Origin of the sequence: Ciceribacter sp. L1K23 (assembly GCF_018122705.1) — a bacterium.
Lineage (GTDB): Bacteria > Pseudomonadota > Alphaproteobacteria > Rhizobiales > Rhizobiaceae > Allorhizobium.
This window is the reverse complement of the sequence record NZ_JAGRRC010000001.1, coordinates 2,155,101-2,181,814: the sequence shown is the minus strand read 5'-3', so window position 1 is coordinate 2,181,814 and position 26,714 is coordinate 2,155,101. Positions and strand designations below refer to the sequence as shown.

The window sequence follows — 26,714 nt, the reverse complement described above, 5'->3', positions numbered from 1 at the left end:
GTGAGCGTGCGTCCTGAGGACGAGCGTTTTATGGCCGAGGCGATAAGCCTGTCTCTTGAACATCTTGGCCAGACTTCGACCAACCCCTCGGTGGGATGTCTCATCGTCAGCCATGGAGAGGTCGTGGGTCGCGCGGTAACGGCGGTCGGCGGTCGTCCTCATGCCGAGACACAGGCACTCGATGACGCCGGCGAAAAGGCCAGGGGAGCGACGGCCTATGTCACGCTTGAACCTTGCTCTCACTACGGTCGGACACCTCCTTGTGCAAACGCGCTGATCGCGGCCGGCATCAAGCGCGCTGTGATCGCGCTGGTCGATCCGGACGAGCGCGTCGCCGGACGGGGGCTGAAGCTGCTCATTGATGCCGGCGTCGAGGTGACCACCGGTGTTCTGGAAAAGGAAGCGCGGCGTGCGCTCGCCGGCTACCTCTCGCGCCAGACGAAAAAGCGCCCGCAAGTGATTCTGAAGCTTGCCGTTTCACAAGACGGCATGATCGGCCGGCGCGGCGCAGGGCAGGTAGCGATCACCGGCCCGGCCGCGCGTGCCGAGGTTCACCGGTTGCGATCGGTCAGCGATGCTATCCTGGTCGGCATTGGCACCGTGATTGCGGACGATCCGGAGTTGACGGTTCGGCTACCTAGTCTTGAAGACCGATCCCCCGTCCGGATCGTACTCGACGGCCAATTGCGATTGCCGCTGTCGTCGAAGCTCGCCAAGAGTGCCCGACAGGTGCCGGTCATCGTCGCTTGTAAGCCCGAAGCCGCCGGCACCCGACAGCACGCCGACCTGCAGGCCGCCGGGGTCGAGGTGTTGCCGGTCGCCGATCTTCGTTCATTGCTGGGCGAGCTGGCCGCGCGTGGTCTGTCGACCCTTATTGTCGAGGGAGGTGCGTTCGTTGCACGAGCCTTTCTCGATGCGGATTATGTTGACCGGATCGATCTTTATACCGGTTCTGTGTCGCTCGGTGCGGGCGGGATTGAATCGCCGGTCTCGCGGACCAATATTCCTGCCGGCTTCGAGCTTTTCCATCAGGAAAATCTCGGAGGGGATATTCTCCAGCAATATGAAAGAGCGTCCTGATGTTCACCGGAATTGTCACCGATGTGGGAACGATCGAGTCGGTTACACCTCTCAATGAAGGTGTGCGCCTGCGGGTCCAAACAGCTTACGATCCCACAACTATCGCCATGGGAGCGTCCATCGCCCATTCCGGTACCTGCCTGACGGTAACCGCGCTCCCGGCTGAAGGCTCGAACGAGCGTTGGTATGAGGTGGAGGCGTGGGAAGAAGCCTTGCGCCTCACGACCATAGGCTCATGGACGAGCGGAACGCGCATCAACCTCGAGAGATCGCTGAAGATCGGCGACGAGTTGGGTGGTCATATCGTGTCCGGTCACGTCGACGGCAAGGCAGAGATCATATCTGTTGTGGCGGAAGGGGATGCGACGCGCTTTCGCCTGCGTGTCCCTGAAACGCTTGCGCGATTCGTTGCCCCGAAGGGATCGGTCGCGCTTGACGGCACCTCGCTGACCGTCAACGCGGTTGACGGTTGCGACTTCGACGTCTTGCTGATCCGCCATACGCTCGACGTTACGACGTGGGGCGAACGAAAGGCTGGCGATATGGTAAATTTTGAAGTGGATACGATGGCACGCTATGCAGCCCGCCTCGCCGAATTTCCAGCTTCAAAACGGTAGTGCTTCTGCGTTTTTAGCGCAGGAAAAGGAAATAGAGCACGATAACGATCGGAAGTGGAATACCGATCAGCCAGAGCAACAATCCTCGAAACATATAAGCCTCCTGTCGTTAAGTGACACCCGCAGGTGTTCGCCGCCCTAACAACAGTCGATGGAAGGATTTGGTTCCGTCAGAGACGGCAACACCTCCCCGGATGTGCCGGGGAGGCGCGGTTATTTTATCTGTGTGTCCGGTTTCAGCGAACGTAGAAGGTCAGGCCGCCGTCAGCTGCCTCCTCGGCGCCGACGATGTTGCCAATCTCCACCTTTTGCGCCTTCAACGCTCCGCTGAGCTCTTTGTTTGCGATGATCGAAGCCTGCAGTGCGTGTGCTTCCGCCGATGTCGGGCTCTTCGCTTCAAGAGCCACCCTGTCCGGATTGTTCCGGTCAAGGCTGTCGACAGTCTCGACCGTGAATTTCGGGCTCTTCATGTGGGCGATCGTCGCATCGAGATTCTGCGCTGCGTTGGCGGCGAAGCTTGCTCCGGCGATCGAGGTTACGCTGATGATGGTAGCGGCTGTGAATTTTGCAAAGCGGTTCATTGTCTTTCTCCTTTTCAATGAAGCCAGTGGGAGGCGCATCAAGGCGTGTCCCGCTTGCATTGTTGAGATAGCGCCGCGGATGCCGCGTTTTTAGGGCGTAACAAGCTGAAATATAATTAAAAATTGTTCATTTGGCGTGCCCGGAATTTGACACGTTTGTGGCGGACCTGGACCTCGGAAAACCAGGCGTTCAGGGGGCTTTGGATAAGGTTAAGGCTTAGGCCAGCCGCATTTGGCCGCGCGGGGCCTAAAAACACTTGCCATTCATGGCCCGCCGTGGTTTGACCGCGATCTCTCCGGGCGCCGAAGCACTCCGTCGCATGTTCGAAAAGGTCTGGTCATGCCGAACAGAAAATCCGCACCGCATCTCCTGATCGTCGAGGCAAGGTTCTACGACGACATGTCCGATGCACTGCTCGAGGGGGCGAAGGCCGCGCTCGATGAGGTCGGTGCGACGTATGACATCGTCACTGTTCCCGGGGCACTCGAAGTGCCGGCCGCGATCTCCATGGCGCTTGACGGTGCGGACAACGGCGGAACGGAGTATGACGGGTTTGTCGCCCTCGGCATGGTGATCCGCGGCGAGACCTACCACTTCGATATTGTCGCGAACGAATCCTCGCGTGCCCTGATGGACCTCGCCGTGTCGGAGTCTCTGCCGATCGGCAACGGCATTCTCACGGTCGAGAACGACGAGCAGGCCTGGGCGAGGGCGCGCCGAACCGATAAGGACAAGGGTGGGTTCGCGGCCCGCGCCGCGTTGACAATGATCGAACTGAAAAAGAAGCTGAGCGGCTAACCATGAGCGGCGATGACAAGAATTCCGGCGTGAAGCCCGCAAACCAGCGCGGTGCAGCCCGATTGGCAGCCGTGCAGGCCCTTTATCAGATGGATGTCGGTGGAAGCGGCGTGCTCGAAATTGTAGCGGAGTACGAAACGCACCGGTTGGGACAGGAACTCGACGGCGACACCTATCTGAAGGCTGATCCCTCGTGGTTCCGCTCGATCGTGTCCGGTGTCGTGCGCGACCAGAAATCCATCGACCCCTTGATCAACCAGTCCCTCCAGGACGACTGGGCGCTCTCGCGCATCGACAGCACCGTCCGCGCGATCCTTCGCGCAGGCACGTTCGAGCTCCTGGAGCGCAAGGACGTGCCTGTGGCTGTCATCGTCACCGAATACGTGGATATTGCCCGCGCCTTCTTCGAGGAAGACGAGCCGAAGCTGGTCAACGCGGTTTTGGACAGGATTGCCAAGCAGGTTCGGCAGGGCTGACAGGACGGCACGAATGGCGACTGCGGATCAGACGGGTATGGACGCGCGCTTCGGCGAAGCGCGGCGCAACGTGGCGATTCTGACCGTAGCGCAGGCCATCCTCGGCTCCGCCGCTCCAATGGCGTTTTCCGTCGGCGGCCTGGCCGGCTTCCAGCTCCTTGGCGCTGACAAATCGCTCGCGACTGCCCCGCTCACTGGGTTCAATATCGGCGTCGCCCTCGGGGCGATCCTTGTAGCCGCCACCGCGCGTTTTTTTGGCCGCAAGCACGGTTTCATGTTCGGCGCGCTGATGGGTGCGCTCGGGGGGATGCTGGCCGCATTTGCCCTGTTTCAGGGAAATTTCTGGGTCTTCGCAAGCGGATTGGTGCTGATCGGCCTCTCCGGCGGCTTTACGCAGAAAATTCGCTTTGCGGCTGCGGATGCTTCGCCGAGTTTCTACAAGGGCAAGGCAATCTCGTGGATCTTGGCCGGCGGTATCGTCTCTGCGATTGTAGGCCCCCAGCTCGCGATCTGGCTGAAGGATGCGATGGCCCCGGTCACCTTCGCGGGGGCCTTCGTCGGTCTTGTGCCGCTGATGCTGCTTGCCATCGGCGTGCTCTCGTTCCTGAAGCTTCCCGCCAATGTCACAGCCGGTTCAGCCGATGGTCTGCCCAGCCGGTCTCTTGGGGAAATCGTGCTGACTCAGCGGTTCATCACGGGGATGATCTGCGGCATAAGCTCCTATGCGCTGATGACGTTCATGATGACTGGGGCACCGCTGGCAATGGTGGTTGGTTGCGGTTTTTCCAGCGAGCTCGCCACACTCGGTATCCAGTGGCACGTGATCGCCATGTTCGCGCCGAGCTTCTTCACCGGCATGCTGATTTCGCGGTTCGGAACCGAGAAGGTCGTTGCGATGGGCCTGCTCATCCTGATCGCTTGCGCCATTGTCGCCCATATGGGCGTTGAGCTATGGAATTTCTGGCTCGCCCTGATCCTGCTGGGGGTCGGCTGGAACTTCGGCTTCATTGGTGCGACCGCCATCGTAGCTTCCAGCTATCGTCCTCAGGAGGCAGACAAGGTTCAGGGCTTCCACGACATCATCCTGTTTGGCACTGTCGCTCTGTCGTCGTTCTCCTCCGGCAAGGTCTTCACCGCTTACGGCTGGTCTGTCATGAACCTCGTCATATGGCCCGTGGCCATCACGTGCCTTGTCCTCGTCTTCCTCCAGATGCGTGCCTCCACACGCAAGGCAGCCGCTTGACCCCCTTCTGATCGGTTCGCTGGGCAGGGCTTGACGCAAAGGAAACCGCGACGCAATCTCGCCCCCGTCCGGCGGCTTCTGAGGGGGAGTCGGGTCCGGATAAGTTCGCCCGCGATGAGTGAGGCGCGGGCAATACGGGAGGGTATTGCGAATGACGATTACCTTAGGCGTAATCCTGTGCGGTTTGCTATCGGTCGTGTACGCGATCTGGGCGACACGATCGGTTCTTGCAGCCGATCAGGGCAACGCGCGCATGCAGGAGATCGCGGGTTTCATCCGCGAAGGTGCGCAGGCTTATTTGACCAGACAATATATGACGATTGCCATCGTGGGCGCGGTCGTGTTTATCGCGGCATGGGTCCTGTTGTCCGCCACCGCGGCTTTTGGCTTCCTGATCGGAGCGGTTCTTTCGGGCGTCGCCGGTTTTATCGGAATGCACGTCTCGGTGCGGGCCAATGTGCGGACGGCACAGGCAGCATCACAGAGTCTTGCAGCCGGCCTGGATATCGCGTTCAAGTCCGGCGCGATCACGGGCATGCTGGTCGCGGGCCTCGCGTTGCTCGGCGTCTCAATTTATTACCTCATCCTGACATCTGTGCTCGGCCACGCCAGCTCGTCTCGTGAAGTCATCGATGCGCTCGTTGCGCTCGGGTTCGGCGCTTCGTTGATCTCGATCTTTGCTCGTCTCGGCGGCGGCATCTTCACCAAGGGTGCGGATGTGGGCGGTGACCTTGTCGGAAAGGTCGAGGCCGGCATCCCCGAGGACGATCCACGCAATCCCGCCACCATCGCCGACAATGTCGGTGACAACGTCGGCGATTGCGCCGGCATGGCGGCCGACCTTTTCGAAACCTATGCGGTATCCGTGGTCGCGACGATGGTTCTGGCGGCGATTTTCTTCGCCGGTACGGCGGTCGTCGAGACGGCGATGCTTTACCCGTTGGCCATCTGCGCCGCGTGCATCGTGACGTCGATCGTCGGCACCTTCTTCGTCAAACTCGGCGCAAATGGCTCGATCATGGGCGCTCTATATAAGGGCCTGATCGTCACCGGCCTCTTGTCCATCGTGGGATTGGGTGCGGCAACATCGCTGACCATTGGCTGGGGCTCCATCGGCATCGTTGGAGAGACCGACATAACCGGCTGGAACCTCTTCTTGTGCGGCATCCTTGGCCTTGTCGTCACGGCGCTGATCGTTGTCATCACGGAATACTACACCGGAACCAACAAGCGGCCGGTCAACTCCATCGCCCAGGCATCGGTCACCGGTCACGGCACCAACGTCATCCAGGGTCTGGCTGTTTCTCTGGAATCGACAGCCTTGCCGGCAATCGTCATCGTCGGCGGCATCATTTTCACCTATCTGCTGGCAGGCCTTTTCGGCACGGCGATTGCAGTGACCACCATGCTCGGCCTCGCTGGCATGATCGTCGCGCTGGATGCCTTCGGTCCCGTGACGGATAACGCCGGTGGTATCGCCGAGATGAGCCACCTGCCGCCAGAGGTGCGCAAGTCGACCGATGCGCTCGACGCTGTTGGGAACACCACCAAGGCGGTGACCAAGGGCTATGCGATTGGTTCGGCAGGCCTCGGCGCGCTGGTGCTGTTTGCCGCCTATTCCTTCGACCTGCGCTACTATGCGGCAAATCCGGCGGACTATCCGTATTTCGCTGACCTCGGCAACATCTCGTTCGATCTGTCGAACCCGTATGTCGTCGCGGGCCTGATCTTCGGCGGATTGATTCCCTACCTCTTCGGCGGCATCGCCATGACGGCGGTCGGCCGTGCTGCGGGCTCAATCGTCGAGGAGGTTCGCCGCCAGTTCAAGGACAAGCCTGGAATCATGCAGGGCACCGAACGGCCAGACTACGGTCGTGCGGTCGATATGCTGACCAAGGCGGCGATCCGGGAAATGATCATCCCGTCGCTGCTGCCTGTACTGGCGCCGATCGTTGTCTACTTCGGCGTGCTGTTCGTGTCCGGCTCAAAGGCGTCGGCCTTCGCGGCTCTCGGAGCGTCGCTTCTTGGCGTGATCGTCAACGGCCTGTTCGTGGCGATCTCCATGACCTCGGGCGGCGGCGCCTGGGACAATGCGAAGAAAAGCTTCGAGGATGGCTTCGTTGACAAGGACGGGGTGCGCCATCTGAAGGGCTCCGATGCACACAAAGCCTCGGTGACCGGTGATACGGTTGGAGACCCTTACAAAGATACGGCAGGTCCTGCGGTGAACCCGGCGATCAAGATCACCAATATCGTGGCTCTGCTGCTGCTGGCGATCCTCGCCGGCTAAGGCAGGAAAACGGATCAAAAGAAAACCGCGGATTTTGGTCCGCGGTTTTTTTTTGTGAGCAGATATTCCGCAGACCGTTTAGCTGCCGCCAAAAATGTTTCTCACCGAGCTGGCAGCGCCACCACCGCCCGACAGAATTTGCTGAAGGAAAGTGAGGTCCTTGCCGCCGGTTGGCGTCGTGCGCGAAATGTTGTCGAACACCTTTCCGTCCTGGAGCGTGTAGTCCGCCCGCTGGCTGACGACGCCATCGTTGTCGAAATAGATCGCCAGGATATGCTGGTCGACCAGGCGTTGCTTCATGAACGCGACGGAGCGTTTCCGGGTCTGGGAAATGTAGTAGAACACCTCGCCTTCGCCGTCGAAGGTTTGCGTCGTCGACGGCGTGCCAAGCGATAGGACGACCTGTTCGCGGCTCGAACCGACGGGCACGAGCGCCAACGCCTGTTCATCGACCACGTATCCGTTGTGGAAGGTCTCGCTCATCTGCAGCGAATTGCTGTTGCAACCCGCAAGGGCGAGCCCGGACAAGGTGAGCGCAAGTGCCGTAGAGCGGAACGCATTATTTTTGGGGTTGAAATACCGCATTATCAAGCACACGTCTCCCATGATGCACGAAGGCCAAGGTCCGGCCTCCGCTTGTTGCGCATATCATTATGGCCTTTCCGGGGACGCGCGATCGCCATATTCGACCGTGTGATCCGGATGCCGCAATCTGCGCGTCGGCTCTGGCATTGCAATTCACGCCTGCTTCGGTAAACCAGCTTTCGCAATCATGCAACAACGCCATGGGGACGGGACGGCCGTCTGTCAGCCGGATTTTGGGTTCCTCGATGATTTTTGGGTTTCTACGGCAGAAAAAGAACAACCGCATCATCGTCGATCGTCAGTACTCGGCGCTGACCTCGATGGCGCGTGATCCTTTCTTTTACACCGACCTGAACGTTCCGGACACCGTCATGGGCCGTTTCGAGATGCTGTCTGCCGTAATGATCCTGTTTTTTCGCAGGACCCGAAGCTCGGAGCGCAGCGGTCAGGAACTGGCGCAGGAGATCGTCGACGCCTTTTTTCAGGACGTCGATCATTCCATCCGCGAGCTCGGTGTCGGCGACCAGGGCGTGCCCAAGCGCATGAAGAAACTGGCCGGAATGTTTTACGGCCGGCTCGAAGCCTATGCCGCTGCCCTCGACACGGGTGATCGGCCAATGTTGGCAGAGGCGCTCCGGCGCAATATATATCCCGAACCAGGTGCCGACGCCCCCGATATGCATGGTTTGGCGGACTGGATGATGAAGATGGACGGCTACCTTGCCAGTCGGTCCGAAGATGATGTGACGGCAGGCAAACTGTCGCTTTTGCCTCCCCGGAGCGCGTAACGATGACGAATGACAATATCCCTCACGACAGGGCGCCTTTTTCCTATCTGGTGAAGGTAGGACATATTTCGGCCAATCCGGTCCAGGTGCGAGTGGAGGCTGATGAGCGGGAACGGAACGCTCTGGCCAAACTATGGAACATCGAAGGGGTCAACAGTCTTTCGGCCGAGCTGCAGATTGCGCGCTGGAAGAAGGATGGCGTGAGAATTCGCGGTCGCGTTTCCGGAGAAATCGTTCAGGCCTGCGTCGTTACCTTGGATCCCGTTGTCTCACCCATCGATTCGGACATAGATCAAATCTACGTTCCGGAGGGGTCGAAACTGGCGCGCATCGTTACGGAAGAATCGGCCGAGATGGTTCTAGATCCCGACGGTCCCGACCTGCCGGAGCCCTTTTCGGGAGACACGATCGACGCCGGCGCGCTTGTCAGCGAATTCGCTGCCCTCTCCATCGATCCCTATCCGAAGAAGCCGGGTGTCGAGTTTGCAGCCCATGTCGAGGACGACGCTGTGGAAAATCGCAAACCCTCGCCATTTGCCGTGCTGAAAGACTGGAAAAACGACTGAATGGGGCGGAGAGCTGCCGAAAACCGGTGACAAAGCGGTTGTGTGGCATCTGAAAACGGCTATTTTGGCCGAAATTTCGCCCACGGGGCGACGCAGGAGGATCAGGCGAGCGTGATCAGAATTTCTCTCGACGCAATGGGCGGTGACTTCGGCCCGGAAGTCGTCATTCCAGGTGCGGCCAAGGCTCTTGAGCGTCATCCCGACGTTAATTTCCTGCTGTTCGGCCAGAAGGCCAGATGCGAGGGTATCCTTGCAGCCTATCCAAAGCTGCGGGAGAAATCGGTGTTCCACGACTGCGAAGTCGCCGTGGGTATGGACGAAAAGCCGAGCCAGGCACTAAGGCGCGGCCGATATGTGTCCAGCATGTGGCGATCGATCGAGGCCGTGAAGACCGGGCAGGCCGATGTCGTCGTTTCTGCCGGCAATACCGGTGCGCTGATGGCGATGTCGAAATTCTGCCTGCGCACGATGGCCAACGTCGAGAGACCGGCGATCGCAGCCATCTGGCCGACCTTGAAGGGCGAGAGCATCGTTCTCGATGTCGGGGCCACAATTGGTGCCGATGCCCAGCAACTGCTGGATTTCGCCCTGATGGGCGGCGCCATGGCGCGAGCACTGTTCGATCTTGATAGGCCTCTTGTCGGCCTTCTCAACGTTGGTGTTGAGGAGATCAAAGGTCAGGAAGAAGTCAAGGAAGCCGGGCGCCTCATCCGCGAGGCCGGCCTCGATACCATGGATTACTACGGCTTCGTCGAAGGCGACGACCTTGGCAAGGGAACCGTGGACGTGGTCGTCACCGAAGGCTTCACCGGCAATATCGCCCTGAAGACGGCGGAGGGAACCGCGCGCCAGATCGCCCAGTATCTTCGCTCCGCGATGTCGCGGACGCTTCTTGCGAAGATCGGCTATATTCTGGCCAAAGGTGCGTTTGATCGCCTTCGCGAAAAGATGGATCCGCGCAAGGTCAACGGCGGCGTTTTCCTTGGTCTGAACGGTATCGTCATCAAGAGCCATGGGGGTACGGACGCGGAAGGGTTCGCGGCCGCCATCGACGTTGGCTACGATATGGCCCGTAATGGCCTCACTCAAAAAATCGAAAATGATCTGAAAAAATATCATGCCCGGCACCCGTCCAATGCGGGGCCGGAGGCTGCATGATAGACGAGGTATCAAAGACATGATCCGCTCTGTAGTGCGTGGTTTCGGAGCAGCGCTTCCGAAACGGGTGTTGAGCAACCGTGAACTGGAAAGCATGGTCGAGACATCCGACGAATGGATCGTGCAGCGGACAGGTATCCGCCAGCGTTATATAGCCGGTGAGGGCGAGACGACCGCATCGCTTGGTGCGGATGCGGCTCGGGCCGCTTTGGCGAACGCTGGTCTGTCCGCCGAAGATGTTGATCTGATTATTTGCGCCACCTCCACGCCGGACAATACCTTTCCGGCCACCGCGGTGAATATCCAGAACAGGCTTGGTATTACGCACGGCTTCGCCTTTGATGTGCAGGCTGTCTGCTCCGGCTTTGTGTATGCCGTCGCCACGGCCGACCTCTATATCCGGGGTGGCATGGCGAAACGTGTCCTGGTCATAGGTGCGGAAACGTTCTCCCGCATTCTGGACTGGACCGATCGCACCACATGCGTGTTGTTTGGCGACGGGGCGGGTGCGATTGTTCTTGAGGCTCAAGAAGGGCAGGGAGGACTTGCCGATCGCGGAATTCTCACGTCGCAGCTTCGCTCTGACGGCTCTCACAAGGAAAAGCTCTATGTCGACGGCGGGCCGTCGACCACGGGGACGGTCGGCCACTTGAGGATGGAAGGCCGCGAGGTGTTCAAACATGCCGTCGGAATGATTACAGACGTCATCGAGCAATCGTTCGAGGCAACCGGGATCAGCGCGGCGGACGTTGACTGGCTCGTGCCGCACCAGGCGAACAAGCGCATTATCGATGGATCTGCCAAGAAGCTCGGCATCCCGCCGGAAAAGGTCGTGGTGACGGTCGACCAGCATGGGAATACGTCCGCAGCGTCCATTCCGCTCGCTCTTGCCACTGCTGCCGCGGATGGCCGCATCAAGAGGGGTGATTTGGTGCTGCTGGAGGCCATGGGTGGAGGCTTCACCTGGGGCGCTGTGCTGTTGCGCTGGTAAGGGTGCGGAGTCGAAATTAAGGATTTCGAACAAGCGCTTGACCGTCCGCTGCAAGGACAATACTCTCACAGCGCTTTCATACGATCACCTTTATAAATACGGGCGGAGAGCAATGGCCGGGAAGACAGTGACGCGGGCAGATTTGGCGGAGTCCGTCTTTCGCAAGGTAGGATTGTCCCGCACCGAATCGGCGGAACTGGTTGAGACCGTCATCGACGAGATCTGCAACGCGATCGTGCGTGGAGAGACTGTAAAACTGTCCTCCTTCGCCACGTTTCAAGTCCGCAGCAAGAACGAGCGTATCGGCCGCAATCCCAAGACCGGCGAAGAGGTTCCGATTTCTCCGCGTCGCGTGATGACCTTCAAGGCGTCGAACGTCTTGAAACAGCGCATCCTGCGTGCCCATACGGCGCGAAAGGCCAAGCAGAAGCCACAATCCCCGACAAGTTGAGGGAAACCTCCTCTGAGTGTGATGCGTGACTTGAATTACCGCCGGTAAATCGTTGAAATGATGCCGTGAGTCGCAGGAGTGCGACCGTCTTTACTCGCATCATCGAGGTCAGCAGCGTGGACAAGAGCCCAGACGCGTTTAGGACCATCAGCGAGGTTGCTGACGACCTCGACCTGCCGCAGCACGTATTGCGCTTCTGGGAAACTCGCTTTCCCCAGATAAAGCCGCTCAAGCGTGGCGGTGGCCGCCGTTACTATCGGCCAGACGATGTCGAACTCCTCAAGGGAATACGGCATCTGCTCTATGATCAAGGGTACACGATCAAGGGCGTGCAGAAGCTTCTGAAGACCAATGGAAATAAGTTCGTGATGGCGATCGCCAGCGGCGACCTTGCGACTATGGAGGCACTTGTCGCGGCAACGCCAGCTAAGGTCGACGAGCCGCGATTGGCGACGGGTCCTGAGGATGACCAGATTGTCGGTCGAGCGAAGGCAAAGGTCAGTGGACGTTTCTTTGGCTTCGGCAGTGGCAACAATGAGGATGACAGCTTCGTTGCGCCGCCGGCAGGCCAGGCCGTGGGCAGAGAAGACAGGGCACTGCTTCAGGAGGCCCTCTATGATCTTCTCGAGTGCAAACGTCTTCTCGATCAGGTGCGCTGAGACTTCAATCCAAGAACACGGTGTCAGACATCCAAACTCCGACGCGACACCATCCGACCGCTAAGCTACGTCAAGGCGACCATTTTCGGAAGTAAATGCTTTACAGAGTTGACATGCCCCGCTGTCCCCGAGATGTATCCGGTCGGCAAGTCGGGAGATGGTCTGTCTGTGAAAGTGAAATCTGAAGTTCTCGGCTTCGTGCAACGTGTTGCTGATGCCGGTGGGGAAATGTCTGTCACGGAAGACGCCCTTGACCATGTCGTCAGAGATGCGGAAAACCAGGGCTTTCTATTGATATCCGCGGATAGCGGTGGGTGGGGCGTAAGCGTTGGCGTCGAACTGACCAATGCCGGACGTCGACTGGTGGGGCTCCATGTCATAACGCCTGATATCGAGCGCCGTTCTTTTGGGGGAATGCTACCCGCGAGGCTGAGGCGTCTTCGGGCTTTAAGAAACTGAAAGTCTACTAAGTTGAAAAAGCAAGTTTCAACGCGCATCGCACTTCGACGCGGTCCCCGGTGGTTAAGTTCATGTGTGACTGGAATATCAAGATTTTAATGGTCGGGGCGGCGGGATTCGAACCCACGACCCCTTGACCCCCAGTCAAGTGCGCTACCGGGCTGCGCTACGCCCCGACCTGCTCAAAGAGCACGATCCACTTAGTCTGTTGACCTTCGTGGCGCAAGCGCAAATTTTTCATTGTCCTCAAAAAGGGAAGCCCCAGCGGCAGATTTCGTTCAGACGGGGAACGCCAAACCTTGTCCGTTGGTGCAGGCAGTGCGGCGTCCGTCTCTCGTTAGTGGCTCACCATCGGAATTGCGGATCGCGCTTCGCATTCATTAGAAGCTCATGCTGCGTCGCGAAGTCGCCGAGCAGCACTTTCAGTCGCCGCTCCTCCTTCGAATCCAGCCTGTAGCGCTTGCAAAATTCCGAAACGCTGAAGATTTCCCTCAGCCCGGGCTTGCGAATATCCTCATCATCGACGCGCTGCATGAGCACCTCCCACTTAACCCACTATGAACGACACTCCTTAAGAAAAGTTCCAGATTTCACCGGCTTGAACGCTTGGTTTGTCCGCTAGCGTACAGTGGTGCGACTGGCGGAGTTACAGGGAGAACCGCCAGTCGCCCAAGGCCTAGTTTTGGATCGTTTCGGCCTTGCTGTCGTCAGAGGTAGTGACGGGTGGAACCATCTGGTCCTGTGCGGCAGTGTGTGCCTCGGTTTGGACGCTTGCCGTGATGATTGTCTGGTCGACGTCGGCGGCAGCGGTAATGGGCGTGTGCCCCGCGCAGTCGGCCATGGCGGCCGATGCAGTCAGCCCGAGGGCTGCGGCGATTACGAGAACTTTCATGCCATTCTCCTTTCGCGTTTATGCATGAACAGCCTAATGCCCGACCGCCTCCCTGACAAAATCACAAATTCTGGAGGGCCATGACTTTTGCCGCAAATAATCGGCTTGCCGTCTTGCCTATGCTGCATTGCAGCATTACCTCCTGTCTCGTCGTCGGCATCGGTTACTCCCCGTGCGCGGCTAATCGGGATACCCAATCCATGCGTTTCACCCTTCCGCGTTTCATTTCCTCCGTCCTTCGGAGCAACCGTCGCGCCATGCGTCGAACCGAGGATTGGCAGCGTCTGATCGGAAAGGCGCTCACGCCGGATATCTCTCCGGTTCGGAAAAAAAGGAGCCCGCCGACCAAGCTCCTCGAGATCAGAACGTTCGGCCACAACCCTGGCAATCTCAACATGCTCGAATATGTGCCTCAGGCACTTCCTGCGGGGGCGCCGTTGGTGGTGGTGCTGCACGGCTGCCTGCAGACGGCGAAGGACTTTGATCGGGCGGCCGGCTGGACGCAGATGGCGAGACAAGGCGGATTCGCAGTCCTTTATCCGGAGCAGAAAAAGGTCAACAATTCAAATTGTTGCTTTAATTGGTTCCGGCCAAGCGTTGCGAGCCGCGACCGGGGCGAGGTGGCGTCGATACGTCAGATGATCGAGAGCATGCAGCGTCGCCATAAGTTGTCGCTCGACCGTGTCTATGTCTTCGGGTTGTCGGCTGGCGGGGCGATGGCGGCTGCGGTCATGGCGGCCTATCCGGATATCGTTTCGGGCGGAGCAATTGTCGCGGGGCTGCCGTTCGGCGCGGCGCGCGATGCAATGGGTGCTCTGTCGGTCATGAGACAGGGGGCTAAGCGGGAACCTCACGCCTGGGGCGATCTTGTTCGGCACAATGCCCCCGACGACGTGAAGCGCTGGCCGACCGTATCGATCTGGCAGGGTCAGGATGACCAAGTTGTGTCTCCAGCGAACGCTGAAGCGCTGCTCGCGCAATGGCGTGACATTCATGGTCTCGGGGACGAGCCGACCCAGAATGGCGTCATTGGTAACCGTCAGGTGCGTCGCTGGCTCGACGACAATGGCGAGACAGTGGTCGAACAGCACCTCATCGCCTCCATGGATCATGGATTGCCCATTGCGGCAGCTAAGCTCAAGCGGCTGACCGAAAAGCGCTTCTACTTGGACGCCGGTGTGTGTGCGTCAACCGAAATGGCGCGGGCCTGGCGCCTTATTCCCCGAAAGGAAAGCTAGTCCGCAACCAGCTCGCGATAGACCTGAAGCGTCTTTTCAACCATTGTCTCCAGGGTGAATTGATGACGCCGCGCGGCCGCTGCTGCCGCGAAAGCGGTCCGACGGTCCGGATTCACGGCGGTCAACATTGCGTCAACCAGCGCATCGGTACGATCTTCGTTGGGAATGAGAACACCGTTGACACCATCCTCCAGCACGACCGAACTCCCGCCCGCTTCCGTCAGGATCATGGGCAGACCCGAAGCGGCGGCTTCGAGCGCAACGTAGGACATTGCCTCGTAGCGGCTCGGCATGACGAGGATGTCGAAGGCCTGAATGGCCGCGCTGCCCGGTATGTCGTGGCGCAGGAGGAACCGATCGGAGAGACCGGCTCTGTCGATGGTTTCGCGCAGCATCGCCTCCATCTCTCCAAAGCCGATCATGGCGAGGTGAATATCAGGCGCCGCCGAGGCAGCCCTGACGAACGCATTCACCAAACGCTCCGGTCCCTTCTGGGCGGAAAGCCGTCCGACAAATCCAAAGACCATCGCGTCTTCAGGAACGCCCATGGATCGCCTCAGGGCTAGACGATCCTCCCGCGGCGGCGTTAGCACGCCGTTGATCACGACGCGCAACTTGTTCACCGGAATGCCAAGCGTCGCCGCATGATCGCGCTCGTCCTCCGAAACGCAGATGATCCGGTCGGAGAAGTACCGTCCCAGAAAGCTTTCGATGGTGCCGAACAGCGTCCGGCCCTTGCGCCCAAGCGTCGGGTCCATAGTTCTAAGAGCGTGCGGCGTGTAAACGCGCGGAACATGCCGACCCGGCAGCCGCACCCGTGTCAGGGCACCGGCCTTGGAGCTGTGGCCGTGAATGATGTCGAACGGACCGAGCGTCTTGGTAAGACGATGAAGGTCGAACCAGGCGGCCGCATCCCAGGGGCCGACGGCCCGCCGCATCGGCAGGGCTACGACATTCTCAAGCTCAAGAGCCGTCAACTCACTTACGAAACGATCCTCCGCGCGAACCGGAGAATAGACGGCGGTGACCTGATGGCCTCGATCCTTCAGCGCGCTGCAGAGATCGATGAAATGCCGTCCCGAACCGCCGCCGCTTGGTTCCAAAACCTGCAGCAGCCGCATCGGCCTATCGATCTTAGCTGGCATGGTGATGTGTGCCCTGTTCGTCCCCCGACCGGCGGCGAAGGTGATTGTGCTCAAGCGCGATGCATCCCCAGATGATCCCGAGCAGCATGTAGAAATGCCGCCAGTGGTCCGTATCAATCACGTTGCCGATGGCCGTGTGGCCGACGATGACGATCCACGCGATCATCAGGTAGGGCTGCCATGGTCTGTTGCGCAGGAGATAGCGGAATCCTAGGGCGATGGTTGTAGCGATCAGGCCGACATAGGTCACGAAGCCGAGCCAGCCATAGGTCGTCAGCGACTTCAGCCAGATATTGTGTTCGTCTTCCGGAAAGATCTGACTGAACACCATGGGCCCGATGCCGAGCGGCTTTTCCATCGACATCAGAAAGCCGATCCTATGACGGTCGAAGCGCCCGAGATGGCCACCGTCATACTCCTGCACCAGCTGGGTGCGGCTCAGGAACAGGTCGGCCACCTTGTCGAACTGGAGCGCGATCAGCATGGCGGTCACCATGAAGGCGATGGCGGCCAGTGACAGAATAAGGATTTTCAGCCGAAAAGCGCCCGTCCTTTCCTTGAGCAGGAGCACGAAGACCAGCATGACCGCGGAGAGAAGAAACAGGCCCCAGGCTGCGCGAGAGAAGGACAGGAAGATGCCGAGCGACAGGATCAACAGTCCGGCGATCCGCATTGGTGCTCCGGCAAGTTTTCCGGTCAGAAGCCCGTGCATCAGGTAGAGCGACGGTGCGACGAGGAAGGGGCCGAAGACGTTGGGATCCTGGAACGCGCCCTTGGCGCGGTCGTAGAGTGTGAAGACATCAGAACCTGGGAAGGCGTGGAAATAGCCGAGAATGCCGAGCATGCCCGTGATAATGGCCGAGCCGACCCATGCCTGGAAGATCAGCTTCAGACGCTTGTGGCTGTCTTCGATGATGGCCGCATAGAAGACCGACGTTAGCGCCAAAAATGTGGAGACGGCAAGATACATAGGCCCGGTACCTAGGTCGTCCATGACGGTCAGCGAGAGAAAGCCGCCAACATTGAAGACCATGAGTGCTGCGAGCAGAGGGGCCACGGTTCGCGAAATCTTGAGCCCGAACAGGAACCAGAGCGCGATCTGGACGACCATCAATAGTTCGTAAGGAGCCGGTTCCGAAATGACGAAGCCGGAGAGAAACACGCCGAATGCGACAAGCGCCGAGCCGAGCAGGCCAAGCGCCGCCAGTTGCGGTCTCGCAACGACCGGCCCTCGTATGTCCACCGCGCTCAATAGGCGTTCTCCGTGTTGAGCAGGCGGAACGGCGTCAGGAAAAGTATCTTGAGGTCGAACAGCAGGGACCAGTTCTCAATGTAGTAGAGATCATAGGCCGTTCGGAACTTGATCTTCTCATCGTTGTCGATCTCGCCGCGCCAACCATTGATTTGCGCCCAGCCTGTGACGCCCGGTTTCACGCGATGACGGGCGAAGTAGCCTTCCACCACGTCGGAATAGGTTCGGTTGTGCGTTTGGGCATAGACCGCGTGTGGACGCGGGCCGACGAGCGAGAGATCGCCGCGGAGAACGTTGAAGAGCTGCGGTAGCTCGTCGATCGAAGACTTGCGGATGAACCTGCCGACGGGCGTGACACGTGGATCGTTCTTGGTCACGGCATTTCGGGCCGTGGGATCGCTCAATTCGGTGTACATTGAGCGGAATTTCAGGACGTTGATGACCTCGTTATTGAAACCGTGCCGCTTCTGCACGAAGAGGATCGGTCCCTTGGAGGTCATTTTTACCGCAATAGCCGTCGCGACCATGAGCGGCCACAGGAGGGCGAGTGCGACGACGCTGAAGAAGATGTCGAAGCCCCGTTTAGCGACGGAATCCCAATCCCGGATCGGCTTGTCCAGGATGTCCAGCATCGGCACGGCGCCGACGTGGGAATAGGAACGCGGACGAAACCGCAAGCCGTTGGAATGCGCGGCGAGGCGAATATCGACCGGCAGGATCCAGAGCATCTTCAAGAGTTGCAGAATGCGTCCTTCGGCGGTCAGCGGCAGCGAGATGATCAGCATGTCGACGTGGGCAAGGCGTGCGAACTCGACGAGTTCTGTCACGTTGCCCAGTTTCGGATAACCGGCGATGATCGCCGGCGATCGGTCACCGGTCCGGTCGTCGAAAATGCCGCAGATGCGGATGTCATTGTCTTCTTGCTGCTCGAGGGCGCGGATCAGGTCCTTTGCCGGCTGCCCGCCGCCCACGATGACAGCGCGACGCTCCATGATGCCGTTACGGGCCCACCGCCGGATGGCGAAGGCGACGAGAAGCCGCTCGGCAATCAGAAAAGCGGCGCCATAGCCGTACCAGAGGATGAACCAATGCTGAAAATGCGGTGGTGTCGCATCCCCGAGAAAGAGGACGAGGCCGACAACGGCGCAGGCGAAGGTCCAGGAGGCGACGACCCGTGGAAGGAAATGCATGCGAGAACGAAGCGCCGGCAACTGATAGCAATCGCTCAACTGCATGGCGAGAACGGCGAGAAGCGCTCCGACGGTCGATACGCCAAATTGCACGATGTGATCGACCAAGGTGCCAGCCCCGATCCATGCATGCATCGCCATCCCGATGGCCAGAAGGCAGATCAATTCAAGAAGCCGGATCTGGCCGGTCACGATGATGGGGGAGTAGCTAGCCTCTTTGAATTGCTTCGCGATCTGTCGTGCCAGCGGGTTGATTTCGCCGGGTTCACCTGAAGGCTTGGCGGTTGTGTCGCCGGGTTCGTAGAGCCGCGCCTGGACGACCTTCTTACGCAGGGCCTCGGCGTCGAATTCGTCGTGATTGGGAAGCTGGCTCATTGCTAACGCACTCCTTCACCAATTCTGGTAGCATGAAGAGTCTAAGAAACGCTTATCTTCAAAGCCGGAATGGTCCCGATACGGGGCGCCTTGCTGAGGGCATAGGGATCAGTCGGTCTTGAGCCTCGACCGATAGACTTCCATGACATCGGCCGCCATGGTGGAAGCCGAAAACCGGGCGCGGAAGGTCTTTGCGTCGGGCATGATGCTTCTTGCCCATTCTGGCGAAGTGAGTGCTTTGGCCATCACGCGTGAAAGCTCCTCGGAGCTGCCGGGTGCGACGAGGGCCTCACTATCTTCACCGAGCACTTCCGGAATCCCGCCGACCCTTGTGGCGATGACGATTTTTCCGGCTCCCAGCGCCTCCAGCACGATATAGGGCATGGCCTCTGCCCTTGACGGGACGACGACGATATCGGATCGCGCGAAAGCGTCCCGAACGGGCATAGCCGGGAGCATGTCGATGCGAAGTCCAAGTCCCATCTGCGTCCGCATGCGTTCGTAGCGCTCCCGATCCGGTCCATCGCCGATGATCAATGCGGAAAGGGGGTGTCCGACGGCACGCTCGGTGCGGGCAAAGGCATCGACGAAGACGTCCGGTCCCTTCAAGTCTCGAAGCATCCCGACGTAGAGGAAACTGGCACTGTCGGGGCCTGTCGCAACCGGCGAAAGGTCCTGCTCGCCGATCCCGTTGTAGACGACCTGCGCCGGGCAGCGTGGCTTTCCGATCTTGCTCTCGTAGACGCTTTGTTCGTAACCGCAGACAAAGAGCAACTGATCCGTAAGCCGCTCCAGCCGCCGTTCGATGAAGAAAACGGCGCGTCCTGAGAGCTTCGACGGGTCGAAATGCAGACTGCCTCCGTGAGGGGAATAGACGCGGGCGACGCGATACCTTTCGACCCGCAACACTGAGCCGATGGCGCGGGCCAGGACGCCACCCTTGGCGCCATGACCATGCAACACATCCGGCCGCAAACTTTTGATTGTCTTGTAGCTGTCCCAGACGGCCCGCACGTCGCGCACGCTGACAGACCGACGAATGGGCAGTCGGGTCAATCCGAGGGACAAATACGGTCTTATTTGCTCGAAGAGCCGCTCCTCGTGCTCTCCGCCCGTCGAGCTGTCGCACACAATTCCGACCTCGTGCCCGGCCTTGCTGTGTTGCTCGGCGAGATCGCGGACGTGACGGAATATGCCGCCGACCGGCGAGCGAAAACAGTGGATGATGCGCAAAGGCTGTTCGGATGACATGATCTCAGAACAGCCGCTCGCGAATGTAGAGGGTATCTCCAGCGAGAAGGGGGTCGGTGACCGGAACAGTGCCGGTCAGGATTTCTCCGTTGATCCTGCGCGTCACATCGACGACGCGCTGGTTGGCTCGAGGCGAAAAACCGCCTGCAACGGCGATTGCGTTAAGCACCGTCATTCCCGGGACGTAGGCATACTGTCCGGGCTGCCCGACCTCTCCCATGACGAAGATGGAACGATAGCGATCGACTTCGATGCTCACGTCTGGATCGCGGAGATAACCCTGCTTGAGCTTCTGGGCGACGGCGCCCTCGAGTTGCGTCAATGTGGCACCGCGAGCCGGAACCTGACCTATCAGCGGGAAGGCGATATAGCCCGCCTGATCCACCGTGTAGGTATTGCTGAGGCTTGGTTGTTCGAAGACAGTAACGCGCAGCCGGTCACCGCTGTCGAGCCGATACGGTTGGATCGTGGCTTCGTGAAAGACTTTGGGCGCGGGCCTGTAGGTGGCGCACCCGGAAATCGTCGCCAGGGCCAAGGCGGCAATCGCCACAGCCATCCATCTCGTCGCCACCGCTTTCATGCGCCGTTGCGCTCCCAGGTCAAGTCATTCGAACCCGCCCGTTATCCTCCGATTAAGGTTAATGGGCGGTAAAGGCGCGGGCATGTGACGTGCGTTTCAAGTGGGCTGCCGCCCATGATTGCGGACTCAGTCTGGATTAACCCTTGAGTTACCATGTTCTTTTACGATCCGCAGGTGTTTGTTGCGGGAGTGTGAGTATGACAGGCGTGGACAAGCGTCATCAGGACGTCGATATCGATTTGGTCCAACTGTTTCGTGCGGTCTGGCAGCGGAAGGCTGCCTTGCTCGCCGCAACGGCGATTGTCACGGTCGCGGCGTTTGCTGGCGCCAGCATGATTTCCCCCCGGTACAAGGCGGAGACCCGCATACTTATCGAGGCAAGGCAGCCGGTGCTGACCGCACCGGGTACGCTGAACATGGAAAACCAGCCTGTGCTGGACGAACTGAATATTGTCAGCCAGGTCCAGCTTCTTCGCTCCACGGATCTCATCCGTCAGGTGGCAAAGGATCTGAAACTCTTCGAGCTCAGGGAGTTCGATCCCGACACAGATCCGTCCGCCATATCCGATCTGCTCGTGATGCTCGGGCTCAAGAAAAATCCGCTCGACATGAAGCCTGAGGATCGCGTTCTCAAGGCCTTTCAGGAAAAGCTACAGGTTTACCAGGTTGAGAAATCGCGTGTGATCGGCATCGAGTTTACCTCAAAGGATGCGCAACTCGCGGCGGCGATTCCGAACAAGATGGCGGAAGTCTATCGGTCCGTTCAAAGCGGCGCCAAGCTCGACAGCACGTCTGAGGCGGCCCGCTGGCTTGAGCCGGAAATCGCAAATCTGCGCGAGAAGGTCGGGGAGGCGGAGAAGAAAGTCGCGGACTATCGCTCCTCCGCCGGACTGCTGCGGACCAGCGAAACGGCCAATTTTGCGACGACGCAACTGAATGACATCTCCGTCGAACTGTCTCGCGTCCGGGCGCAGCGGGCCGACGCAGAGGCAAAGGCTGAAAATCTGCGGACTGCACTCAAAGCCGGGCGGCCGACCGACACGCTGGATGTCGTTACCAATTCGCCGGTCGTGCAACGCCTGAAGGAAAACGAGTCACAGCTTCGCGCCCAGCTCAACGATCTCTCGACGACGTTGCTGGATGGACATCCGAGGTTGAAGGCGATTCGCGCCCAGCTCACCGGTCTAAGGGAGCAGATCGTAGCCGAGTCCAACAAGGTAGCAGCCTCTCTGGAGAATGAGGCGGCGGTTGCGAGGCTGCGTGAGCAGCAGTTGTTGGGTCAGCTCAATCAGGCGAAGGCGGAGTCCGCGCGCGCGGGCGACGAGGAAGTGGGGCTGAAGGCGCTCGAACGAGAGGCGGCGGCGCAGCGACAGCTGCTAGAAACCTACCTCGCGCGCTACCGGGAGGCCACCAGCAAGCTCGATCCGAATGCAAGCCCGGCGGACGCTCGCGTCATTTCACAGGCCACGCCGCCGCTGGAGCCTAGCTTTCCGAAAGTCATCCCCATCACCGTGGTTGCTGCGCTTGCGACATTGATCCTCGGCGCTGTGATTGTGATGCTGAGCGAGCTGTTCAGCGGCCGGGCTCTGCGGCCATCCGTTCCCGATATTGAGGACGAAGCTCAGCCTTCCGAGACAGTGCATCGCGAACCCGCACATGTGACGAAGACACCGCCGCCGAGGGAAATGCCTGTGCCGTCGATCTTGAACGAGCTCGACCGGCCCCGTGCCGTGGAAGAGACGCTGGAGCCCGAGGAAGACGACCAGTTCTCGATCGAGACCGTTGCTCGGTACATACTGGACGGTTCGGCGAAGATCGTGTTTGCGATTTCGCCGACGGGCGACGACGGCGCCGCCGCGACGGTGATGCTCGTGCGGGAACTGGCGTCTGCCAACACACGTGTCATCCTCATCGACATGACGGGTTCCGGCTGCCCAACGGCATTGATGTCGCCTGACCCGGACTTACCCGGGATTACGGACCTTCTGTGCGGAGAAGCCGCCTTTGCCGACGTTATCCATGCAGATCGGCTGTCGGAAGCCGATATCATTCCCCAGGGAATGAGCGACCCGCACCGCGCCATGCGTGCGGCCGAGCGCCTGTCGATGATTGCGGACGCCCTGGCCGATGCCTACGACGTGGTAATCGTCGAATGCGGACCTGCCAACGCGCAGGCTGTCGCGCGGCTATCCCGAAACGGCGAGCACGAAGTACTTTTGTCGGCGCCCGATCCGGACAAGCGGCAGCTGGCAGCGATCATGGATGAATTCGCCAAGGTTGGATACGACGATCTCGTGCTGATGACAGGCGGCAGCAAACGCGTTCGGCGGGGCAGGGCGCGCGCAGCCTGATCTGTGTCAGTCGCCTGTTCCCGTTGCCGCCGTTGGTGTTTCGTCGGCATAGGAACGCAGGCGCTGGATAATCGCGTAGAGCTGGGGATTTCCCTTGATGACGGCTTTGGTTCGGGTAACCCCGCGCTGCGCAATCGCGGCGAGCCGACCCGGCGCGGAGACCGGCAGCAGGACGTCGTGCTGGATCGTCTCCACCGTGCACCAACGTCTCTTGTAGTCCTGGTCGCCGACCCCGAAATCGAAAAGAGCAGCCCCTTCGGCACAGGACTTTTCGATCATCAGCCAGAATAGAAACTCGCCGGGACTGGTGTCGGCAACCAGCGTCTCGTCTATCGAGCCAAACTGGCAGATCACATGGTCGCCCTTCCGGGAGAGGCCGGCAATTGCTGCGATCTTGCCTTCGAGAGGTCCACAAATCTCCAGCGCATGCAATTCGAGTGGCGTGTCTCTACCGTCCCGGCCGGTGGCCAGGAGCATGCGGAAGAAGGCCTGCGTCTCGGGCGGTTGAAAGACATTGGGGATACCCATCGCCTTGAACCGTACCGCCTTCTGAAAAAAGAACAGATCCAGCAACCGGGTCTTGTCTGAATCGGACCGGGCGACGACATGTCTGTAACCGCCTGCGGCTTCAAGTTTGCGCTGCTGGTTACGGAAGTTCTTCCGGCGACGCTTGCCGTTCAACTGGTTGATCGTCGCCTCGAAATCTTCGAAGAGTGGGAGCTGGAAGGCGTGGTTCTGGTGCTCGATCACCGGCAGTGTCGAAAACGGATGCCGTTCTCCGCGCCAGTCGAGAGGGATGTTCTGCAGGCTGACGAGGTCGGCTTTGCCGTGAAGCTGTTTTACGATATCCGCCGTGACTTGTTCAGCCACTGCCTTGTCGCAACGTGCCCGAAAACCGCTGTCGAAGAGACCTGTATTGATGTTGTTGAAGCGGGACCCGATGAACTGGGCCGTCCGGATCATGTTATTGCGGACGATTTCCAGCGGGAGGATGAAGATGGAGCGTCCTTCCTCCATGCCGTGCAGAACCGCCAGCGGATTCGTATGTGTCTTCGCCCAGGAGGCACACCAGTCATAGCCCTGGTGCAGTGAATTCAGCCTGTCCCGTTCAAGCAGTCGCCACGCGGCCTCAAGCGGCTCCACGCGCGTGTGCAGATCGACAGAAATGGGCCGCATGAAAATCTCGCGATTCGAAGTCACGGTCGGCTCCGACCACTCTTTTTCCGGGTGGTCTGGGGCGAGGCGATTAATATTCACTTGCGCGGGCTGCACGAACGCTTTCTCCGGGAAACGATTTCGCCCAAGCGTAGAACCGCCACCACTACATTGCGTTTATATCGCACGTCCCGCGCACATATTCCGAACATTGCAGTTAGTGCCGGGTTAACGGCAGCGAGCGACCGCGGCCGCTGGTCTGTCGGCGTCTCATTTCTGCACCGGTCCCGCCATCCACTTGATGATGAGCATGGCCGGAAGAATCCATAGCAGGCCGCTCAGAAGGAAATATAGAAAGTGCACCCACCAAGGCGAGGTCGCGAGCGTTGCCGAGGCGATCGCCGTGGCGACGACGGCATATAGGAGCACAAGGACGATGATCAGGATGGTTCCGATGAACTTGCGGAGGCGAACAGGCATGAGGCGGATTCCCGATTGAGTCGGCGGGTGGCGCAGCGACGTGTTGCCGCGATCTGGACCCTTGTCTTCTATCGGCAACTGCTCCAAATCAACAAGTCGAAAAACTGAGGATTCCAAGCATGGCCAACGCTCCCGCCGCACCGGAAAACGCGATCGCACGGAAGGTCGACAAAGTCAGCCGCGACCGCGCGATGTTGCGGACGTGGTTGATGGTGGTCGTGGCCACGTTGTTCTGTCTGGTGCTGGTGGGGGGCGCAACGCGTCTGACGGAATCGGGCCTGTCGATCACCGAATGGAAGCCGATTCATGGCGTGATCCCGCCGCTCTCGGCGGAGGAATGGGAAGAGGAATTTGCGCTCTACCAGCGCATTCCCCAGTACCAGCAGGTCAACAAGGGCATGACGGTCGAGGAATTCAAAACGATCTTCTGGTGGGAGTGGGCGCATCGCCTCCTGGCGCGGGGCATCGGCATCGTTTTTGCTATTCCCTTGCTTTTCTTCTGGCTGACGGGGCGCGTCGAACGTCGTCTGCGTGGGCCGCTGGTCGGGTTGCTGGCTCTGGGTGGATTCCAGGGTTTCATCGGCTGGTGGATGGTGTCCTCCGGCCTCGCCAACCTCGTCAGCGTGTCCCAGTACCGTCTTGCTGTTCACCTGACCATTGCCTGTCTGATCTTCGCCGGCTGTGTCTGGATCATGCGTGGACTGTCGCCCCACTCGCGCGATCGCGCGCCCGAGAGCATGCACCGTTGGGCAATGGTGATCGCCTTTCTCTGTATCTTTCAGATCTACCTTGGCGCTCTGGTCGCCGGTCTCGATGCCGGTTTGAGCTACAACACCTGGCCGCTTATGGACGGTGCCGTCGTGCCCTCTGATCTTCTTCTCCAGCAGCCCTGGTGGATCAATCTGTTCGAGAATCCGAAGACGGTGCAGTTCATCCACCGTCTTGGCGCCTACCTGCTCTGGACGGCGGTTCTGATCCACATGATCCTGTCTCTCCGGGCTGCGCCCGGAAGCACCCACGCACGTCGGACGATCGTCTTGTTCGGCCTCGTTACCATTCAGGCGCTCGTAGGCATCGTGACGCTCTTGACGCAGGTGCAGTTGCACTCGGCCTTGGCCCACCAGGGTGGGGCGCTCATCGTCCTTGGCTTCGCCGTTGCCCACTGGCGCGGCTTCATTGGCGAATATCCGCAAGAGACTCGGATTGAGGTTCGGGACTGAATTAGCTTTGACGCATCACGTTTCGGATTGCTGCGGCAACGGCAAGTTCATCCTCTCGCTCCCGACTGTGTCCGTCCTCCTCATGCCATGCGGCTGACAGGCAGGCATATGCGAATGCGTAGCGAAGGATGGTTCGCGGGTCCCGTCGGAGCGTCGTTGAAAAGATGTCGGCCATCGATGCGATGCGCGTTTCGTCGCGCGTCAGGTCCTGTCGGTCGAGCGGATTGGAAAACATGTTGGCCACATCCAGCGCCGGATCGCCGATCAGTCCGGCAGGATCGATAACCAGCCACCCCCGCCCGCCGCGCAGAATGTTTTCATGGTGCAGGTCACCATGAAGTGGCTTGAGGTCTTTCTGTTCGCCCAGAAGCATCTCTACCAGTTCGGCGGCTTCAACGAACAGGCTGTAGCCCTCGGCTGTCTTGTCCCGGGCCGCTCGTTTGAACAGGCTATCGAAATATCGGACCGCTGGCTGTAAGCTGAAGGGCAGCAAGGCATCGGACGTGCTGTGGTAGATTTCGACAAGTTCCGCCGCGATGTGCGTCGCGTCGGTATCGCTGCTCGCAAACATCACATTGCGGAGTGTCTGGGAGCCGGCGTGCTCGAGAAGGACGGCGTCGTCCGTGCGCCCAAGAACCAGGATGGCACCAACTCCACCCCGCCATTCCAGAAAGTCGACACCGCGCTGGCTCTCGATCAGGGACTTCTTTCTGAATACCTTCACGATGTCCAGCCGGTCACCGCGGCGCTTCACTTCAAAGACGGTCCCGGCGGCCGTATCGGCGATCTGCTTCGCTTCTTCTATCCCCCACTTGCGGGGAAACGTCGACAAATCAGCCATC

At 59.7% G+C, this 26,714-nt stretch carries 27 protein-coding genes and 1 tRNA gene; 15 read left to right on the top strand and 13 right to left on the bottom strand.

Translation table 11 applies throughout. The features are described 5' to 3' along the window. Positions 1–1,080, top strand: a complete 1,080-nt coding sequence (gene ribD / locus J5J10_RS10350; RefSeq protein WP_349252061.1) for a bifunctional diaminohydroxyphosphoribosylaminopyrimidine deaminase/5-amino-6-(5-phosphoribosylamino)uracil reductase RibD — start codon at positions 1–3, stop codon at positions 1,078–1,080. Continuing rightward, on the top strand, positions 1,080–1,697 hold the full coding sequence (locus J5J10_RS10345; protein ID WP_211929801.1) for a riboflavin synthase: 618 nt from the start codon (positions 1,080–1,082) through the stop codon (positions 1,695–1,697). The genes ribD and J5J10_RS10345 overlap by 1 nt, the downstream gene beginning before the upstream one ends. A gap of 236 nt (positions 1,698–1,933) precedes the next feature. On the opposite strand, the gene J5J10_RS10340 is transcribed toward J5J10_RS10345, so the two are convergent. Next, a complete protein-coding gene (locus J5J10_RS10340) occupies positions 1,934–2,278 on the bottom strand; it encodes a hypothetical protein (protein WP_211929800.1) in 345 nt (114 codons plus the stop codon). 340 nt (positions 2,279–2,618) lie between these two features. On the opposite strand from J5J10_RS10340, the gene J5J10_RS10335 reads away from it, so the two are divergent. From J5J10_RS10335 to J5J10_RS10320, 4 genes are all read left to right on the top strand, one after another. Continuing rightward, positions 2,619–3,077 carry a 6,7-dimethyl-8-ribityllumazine synthase gene (locus J5J10_RS10335; RefSeq protein ID WP_208549202.1) on the top strand — a complete coding sequence of 153 codons (459 nt, stop codon included), beginning with the start codon at positions 2,619–2,621 and terminating at the stop codon, positions 3,075–3,077. A 2-nt stretch (positions 3,078–3,079) separates the two neighbouring features. Then, positions 3,080–3,553, top strand: coding sequence for a transcription antitermination factor NusB (gene nusB / locus J5J10_RS10330; RefSeq protein WP_208549203.1), 474 nt, complete (start codon positions 3,080–3,082; stop codon positions 3,551–3,553). A gap of 13 nt (positions 3,554–3,566) precedes the next feature. After that, on the top strand, positions 3,567–4,796 hold the full coding sequence (locus tag J5J10_RS10325; protein WP_211929799.1) for an MFS transporter: 1,230 nt from the start codon (positions 3,567–3,569) through the stop codon (positions 4,794–4,796). A gap of 151 nt (positions 4,797–4,947) precedes the next feature. Further along, positions 4,948–7,086 (top strand): sodium-translocating pyrophosphatase, encoded by a 2,139-nt coding sequence (locus tag J5J10_RS10320; protein ID WP_211929798.1) that lies wholly within the window; start codon positions 4,948–4,950, stop codon positions 7,084–7,086. Between the two features lie 78 nt (positions 7,087–7,164). Here the strand turns inward: J5J10_RS10320 and J5J10_RS10315 are convergent, their stop codons facing one another. Continuing rightward, complete coding sequence (locus J5J10_RS10315; RefSeq protein ID WP_211929797.1) at positions 7,165–7,671, bottom strand: outer membrane protein assembly factor BamE; 507 nt, start codon at positions 7,669–7,671, stop codon at positions 7,165–7,167. A 245-nt stretch (positions 7,672–7,916) separates the two neighbouring features. Here J5J10_RS10315 and J5J10_RS10310 point away from each other — a divergent pair, with 245 nt between their 5' ends. The 6 genes from J5J10_RS10310 (at position 7,917) to J5J10_RS10285 (ending at position 12,284) form a co-directional block, all read left to right on the top strand. After that, positions 7,917–8,459 (top strand): ubiquinol-cytochrome C chaperone family protein, encoded by a 543-nt coding sequence (locus J5J10_RS10310; protein ID WP_211931201.1) that lies wholly within the window; start codon positions 7,917–7,919, stop codon positions 8,457–8,459. 2 nt (positions 8,460–8,461) lie between these two features. Continuing rightward, positions 8,462–9,025: a DUF177 domain-containing protein gene (locus J5J10_RS10305; protein WP_211929796.1), complete on the top strand. Its 564-nt coding sequence runs from the start codon at positions 8,462–8,464 to the stop codon at positions 9,023–9,025. A gap of 111 nt (positions 9,026–9,136) precedes the next feature. Then, positions 9,137–10,183: a phosphate acyltransferase PlsX gene (plsX, locus tag J5J10_RS10300; RefSeq protein WP_208549207.1), complete on the top strand. Its 1,047-nt coding sequence runs from the start codon at positions 9,137–9,139 to the stop codon at positions 10,181–10,183. Between the two features lie 19 nt (positions 10,184–10,202). Further along, positions 10,203–11,174, top strand: a complete 972-nt coding sequence (locus J5J10_RS10295; RefSeq protein ID WP_211929795.1) for a beta-ketoacyl-ACP synthase III — start codon at positions 10,203–10,205, stop codon at positions 11,172–11,174. A 112-nt stretch (positions 11,175–11,286) separates the two neighbouring features. Then, a complete protein-coding gene (locus tag J5J10_RS10290; RefSeq protein WP_208549208.1) occupies positions 11,287–11,625 on the top strand; it encodes an integration host factor subunit alpha in 339 nt (112 codons plus the stop codon). Between the two features lie 116 nt (positions 11,626–11,741). Beyond that, positions 11,742–12,284 (top strand): MerR family transcriptional regulator, encoded by a 543-nt coding sequence (locus J5J10_RS10285; protein WP_208553383.1) that lies wholly within the window; start codon positions 11,742–11,744, stop codon positions 12,282–12,284. A gap of 558 nt (positions 12,285–12,842) precedes the next feature. Here J5J10_RS10285 and J5J10_RS10280 read toward each other — a convergent pair. The 3 genes from J5J10_RS10280 to J5J10_RS10270 form a co-directional block, all read right to left on the bottom strand. Beyond that, positions 12,843–12,919 (bottom strand) — tRNA-Pro (locus tag J5J10_RS10280). Positions 12,920–13,088: 169 nt separating this feature from the next. After that, entirely contained in the window at positions 13,089–13,277 is a 189-nt protein-coding gene (locus J5J10_RS10275; protein ID WP_208549209.1) for a hypothetical protein, read from the bottom strand. A gap of 142 nt (positions 13,278–13,419) precedes the next feature. Continuing rightward, positions 13,420–13,635, bottom strand: coding sequence for a hypothetical protein (locus J5J10_RS10270; protein WP_208549210.1), 216 nt, complete (start codon positions 13,633–13,635; stop codon positions 13,420–13,422). Positions 13,636–13,835: 200 nt separating this feature from the next. Between J5J10_RS10270 and J5J10_RS10265 the strand changes: the two genes are divergently transcribed. Continuing rightward, positions 13,836–14,873 (top strand): PHB depolymerase family esterase, encoded by a 1,038-nt coding sequence (locus tag J5J10_RS10265; protein WP_211929794.1) that lies wholly within the window; start codon positions 13,836–13,838, stop codon positions 14,871–14,873. On the opposite strand, the gene J5J10_RS10260 is transcribed toward J5J10_RS10265, so the two are convergent. The 5 genes from J5J10_RS10260 to J5J10_RS10240 form a co-directional block, all read right to left on the bottom strand. After that, positions 14,870–16,018 (bottom strand): glycosyltransferase, encoded by a 1,149-nt coding sequence (locus J5J10_RS10260; RefSeq protein WP_211929793.1) that lies wholly within the window; start codon positions 16,016–16,018, stop codon positions 14,870–14,872. The two genes, J5J10_RS10265 and J5J10_RS10260, sit on opposite strands and share 4 nt — an antisense overlap. Next, positions 16,008–17,270 (bottom strand): O-antigen ligase family protein, encoded by a 1,263-nt coding sequence (locus tag J5J10_RS10255; protein WP_211929792.1) that lies wholly within the window; start codon positions 17,268–17,270, stop codon positions 16,008–16,010. Before J5J10_RS10255 ends, J5J10_RS10260 begins: the two co-directional genes overlap by 11 nt. Continuing rightward, entirely contained in the window at positions 17,267–18,835 is a 1,569-nt protein-coding gene (locus tag J5J10_RS10250) for an undecaprenyl-phosphate glucose phosphotransferase (protein ID WP_211929791.1), read from the bottom strand. Before J5J10_RS10250 ends, J5J10_RS10255 begins: the two co-directional genes overlap by 4 nt. A 108-nt stretch (positions 18,836–18,943) precedes the next feature. Then, positions 18,944–20,086, bottom strand: coding sequence for a glycosyltransferase family 4 protein (locus J5J10_RS10245; RefSeq protein ID WP_211929790.1), 1,143 nt, complete (start codon positions 20,084–20,086; stop codon positions 18,944–18,946). Between the two features lie 4 nt (positions 20,087–20,090). Further along, the gene (locus tag J5J10_RS10240) at positions 20,091–20,642 is read right to left on the bottom strand and encodes a polysaccharide biosynthesis/export family protein (protein ID WP_246745939.1); all 552 of its coding nucleotides are present in this window, start codon (positions 20,640–20,642) and stop codon (positions 20,091–20,093) included. Between the two features lie 221 nt (positions 20,643–20,863). On the opposite strand from J5J10_RS10240, the gene J5J10_RS10235 reads away from it, so the two are divergent. Continuing rightward, entirely contained in the window at positions 20,864–23,017 is a 2,154-nt protein-coding gene (locus J5J10_RS10235; protein WP_211929789.1) for an exopolysaccharide transport family protein, read from the top strand. 6 nt (positions 23,018–23,023) lie between these two features. Here J5J10_RS10235 and J5J10_RS10230 read toward each other — a convergent pair whose 3' ends face one another. Together J5J10_RS10230 and J5J10_RS10225 are read right to left on the bottom strand one after the other, a co-directional pair. Next, positions 23,024–24,193: a GNAT family N-acetyltransferase gene (locus J5J10_RS10230; RefSeq protein ID WP_211929788.1), complete on the bottom strand. Its 1,170-nt coding sequence runs from the start codon at positions 24,191–24,193 to the stop codon at positions 23,024–23,026. Positions 24,194–24,442: 249 nt separating this feature from the next. After that, a complete protein-coding gene (locus J5J10_RS10225) occupies positions 24,443–24,652 on the bottom strand; it encodes a DUF2842 domain-containing protein (RefSeq protein WP_208549219.1) in 210 nt (69 codons plus the stop codon). 119 nt (positions 24,653–24,771) lie between these two features. Between J5J10_RS10225 and J5J10_RS10220 the strand changes: the two genes are divergently transcribed. Next, complete coding sequence (locus J5J10_RS10220) at positions 24,772–25,872, top strand: COX15/CtaA family protein (RefSeq protein ID WP_211929787.1); 1,101 nt, start codon at positions 24,772–24,774, stop codon at positions 25,870–25,872. Between the two features lies 1 nt (position 25,873). Here the strand turns inward: J5J10_RS10220 and J5J10_RS10215 are convergent, their stop codons facing one another. Beyond that, complete coding sequence (locus J5J10_RS10215) at positions 25,874–26,713, bottom strand: aminoglycoside phosphotransferase family protein (RefSeq protein WP_211929786.1); 840 nt, start codon at positions 26,711–26,713, stop codon at positions 25,874–25,876. Between the last annotated feature and the right edge of the window lies 1 nt (position 26,714).

Bases quoted from the DNA above. Each gene is read 5' to 3' on its own strand.
- J5J10_RS10230 (WP_211929788.1), bottom strand. From the start codon at position 24,193: ATGCGGCCCATTTCTGTCGATCTGCACACGCGCGTGGAGCCGCTTGAG.
- J5J10_RS10270 (WP_208549210.1), bottom strand. From the start codon at position 13,635: ATGAAAGTTCTCGTAATCGCCGCAGCCCTCGGGCTGACTGCATCGGCC.
- J5J10_RS10290 (WP_208549208.1), top strand. From the start codon at position 11,287: ATGGCCGGGAAGACAGTGACGCGGGCAGATTTGGCGGAGTCCGTCTTT.
- nusB (WP_208549203.1), top strand. From the start codon at position 3,080: ATGAGCGGCGATGACAAGAATTCCGGCGTGAAGCCCGCAAACCAGCGC.
- J5J10_RS10215 (WP_211929786.1), bottom strand. From the start codon at position 26,713: ATGGCTGATTTGTCGACGTTTCCCCGCAAGTGGGGGATAGAAGAAGCG.
- J5J10_RS10260 (WP_211929793.1), bottom strand. From the start codon at position 16,018: ATGCCAGCTAAGATCGATAGGCCGATGCGGCTGCTGCAGGTTTTGGAA.
- J5J10_RS10325 (WP_211929799.1), top strand. From the start codon at position 3,567: ATGGCGACTGCGGATCAGACGGGTATGGACGCGCGCTTCGGCGAAGCG.
- J5J10_RS10340 (WP_211929800.1), bottom strand. From the start codon at position 2,278: ATGAACCGCTTTGCAAAATTCACAGCCGCTACCATCATCAGCGTAACC.
- J5J10_RS10320 (WP_211929798.1), top strand. From the start codon at position 4,948: ATGACGATTACCTTAGGCGTAATCCTGTGCGGTTTGCTATCGGTCGTG.
- J5J10_RS10275 (WP_208549209.1), bottom strand. From the start codon at position 13,277: ATGCAGCGCGTCGATGATGAGGATATTCGCAAGCCCGGGCTGAGGGAA.
- J5J10_RS10265 (WP_211929794.1), top strand. From the start codon at position 13,836: ATGCGTTTCACCCTTCCGCGTTTCATTTCCTCCGTCCTTCGGAGCAAC.
- J5J10_RS10225 (WP_208549219.1), bottom strand. From the start codon at position 24,652: ATGCCTGTTCGCCTCCGCAAGTTCATCGGAACCATCCTGATCATCGTC.
- J5J10_RS10315 (WP_211929797.1), bottom strand. From the start codon at position 7,671: ATGCGGTATTTCAACCCCAAAAATAATGCGTTCCGCTCTACGGCACTT.
- J5J10_RS10295 (WP_211929795.1), top strand. From the start codon at position 10,203: ATGATCCGCTCTGTAGTGCGTGGTTTCGGAGCAGCGCTTCCGAAACGG.
- J5J10_RS10345 (WP_211929801.1), top strand. From the start codon at position 1,080: ATGTTCACCGGAATTGTCACCGATGTGGGAACGATCGAGTCGGTTACA.
- J5J10_RS10310 (WP_211931201.1), top strand. From the start codon at position 7,917: ATGATTTTTGGGTTTCTACGGCAGAAAAAGAACAACCGCATCATCGTC.
- J5J10_RS10250 (WP_211929791.1), bottom strand. From the start codon at position 18,835: ATGAGCCAGCTTCCCAATCACGACGAATTCGACGCCGAGGCCCTGCGT.
- J5J10_RS10245 (WP_211929790.1), bottom strand. From the start codon at position 20,086: ATGTCATCCGAACAGCCTTTGCGCATCATCCACTGTTTTCGCTCGCCG.
- J5J10_RS10240 (WP_246745939.1), bottom strand. From the start codon at position 20,642: ATGGCTGTGGCGATTGCCGCCTTGGCCCTGGCGACGATTTCCGGGTGC.
- J5J10_RS10305 (WP_211929796.1), top strand. From the start codon at position 8,462: ATGACGAATGACAATATCCCTCACGACAGGGCGCCTTTTTCCTATCTG.
- J5J10_RS10335 (WP_208549202.1), top strand. From the start codon at position 2,619: ATGCCGAACAGAAAATCCGCACCGCATCTCCTGATCGTCGAGGCAAGG.
- J5J10_RS10235 (WP_211929789.1), top strand. From the start codon at position 20,864: ATGACAGGCGTGGACAAGCGTCATCAGGACGTCGATATCGATTTGGTC.
- J5J10_RS10220 (WP_211929787.1), top strand. From the start codon at position 24,772: ATGGCCAACGCTCCCGCCGCACCGGAAAACGCGATCGCACGGAAGGTC.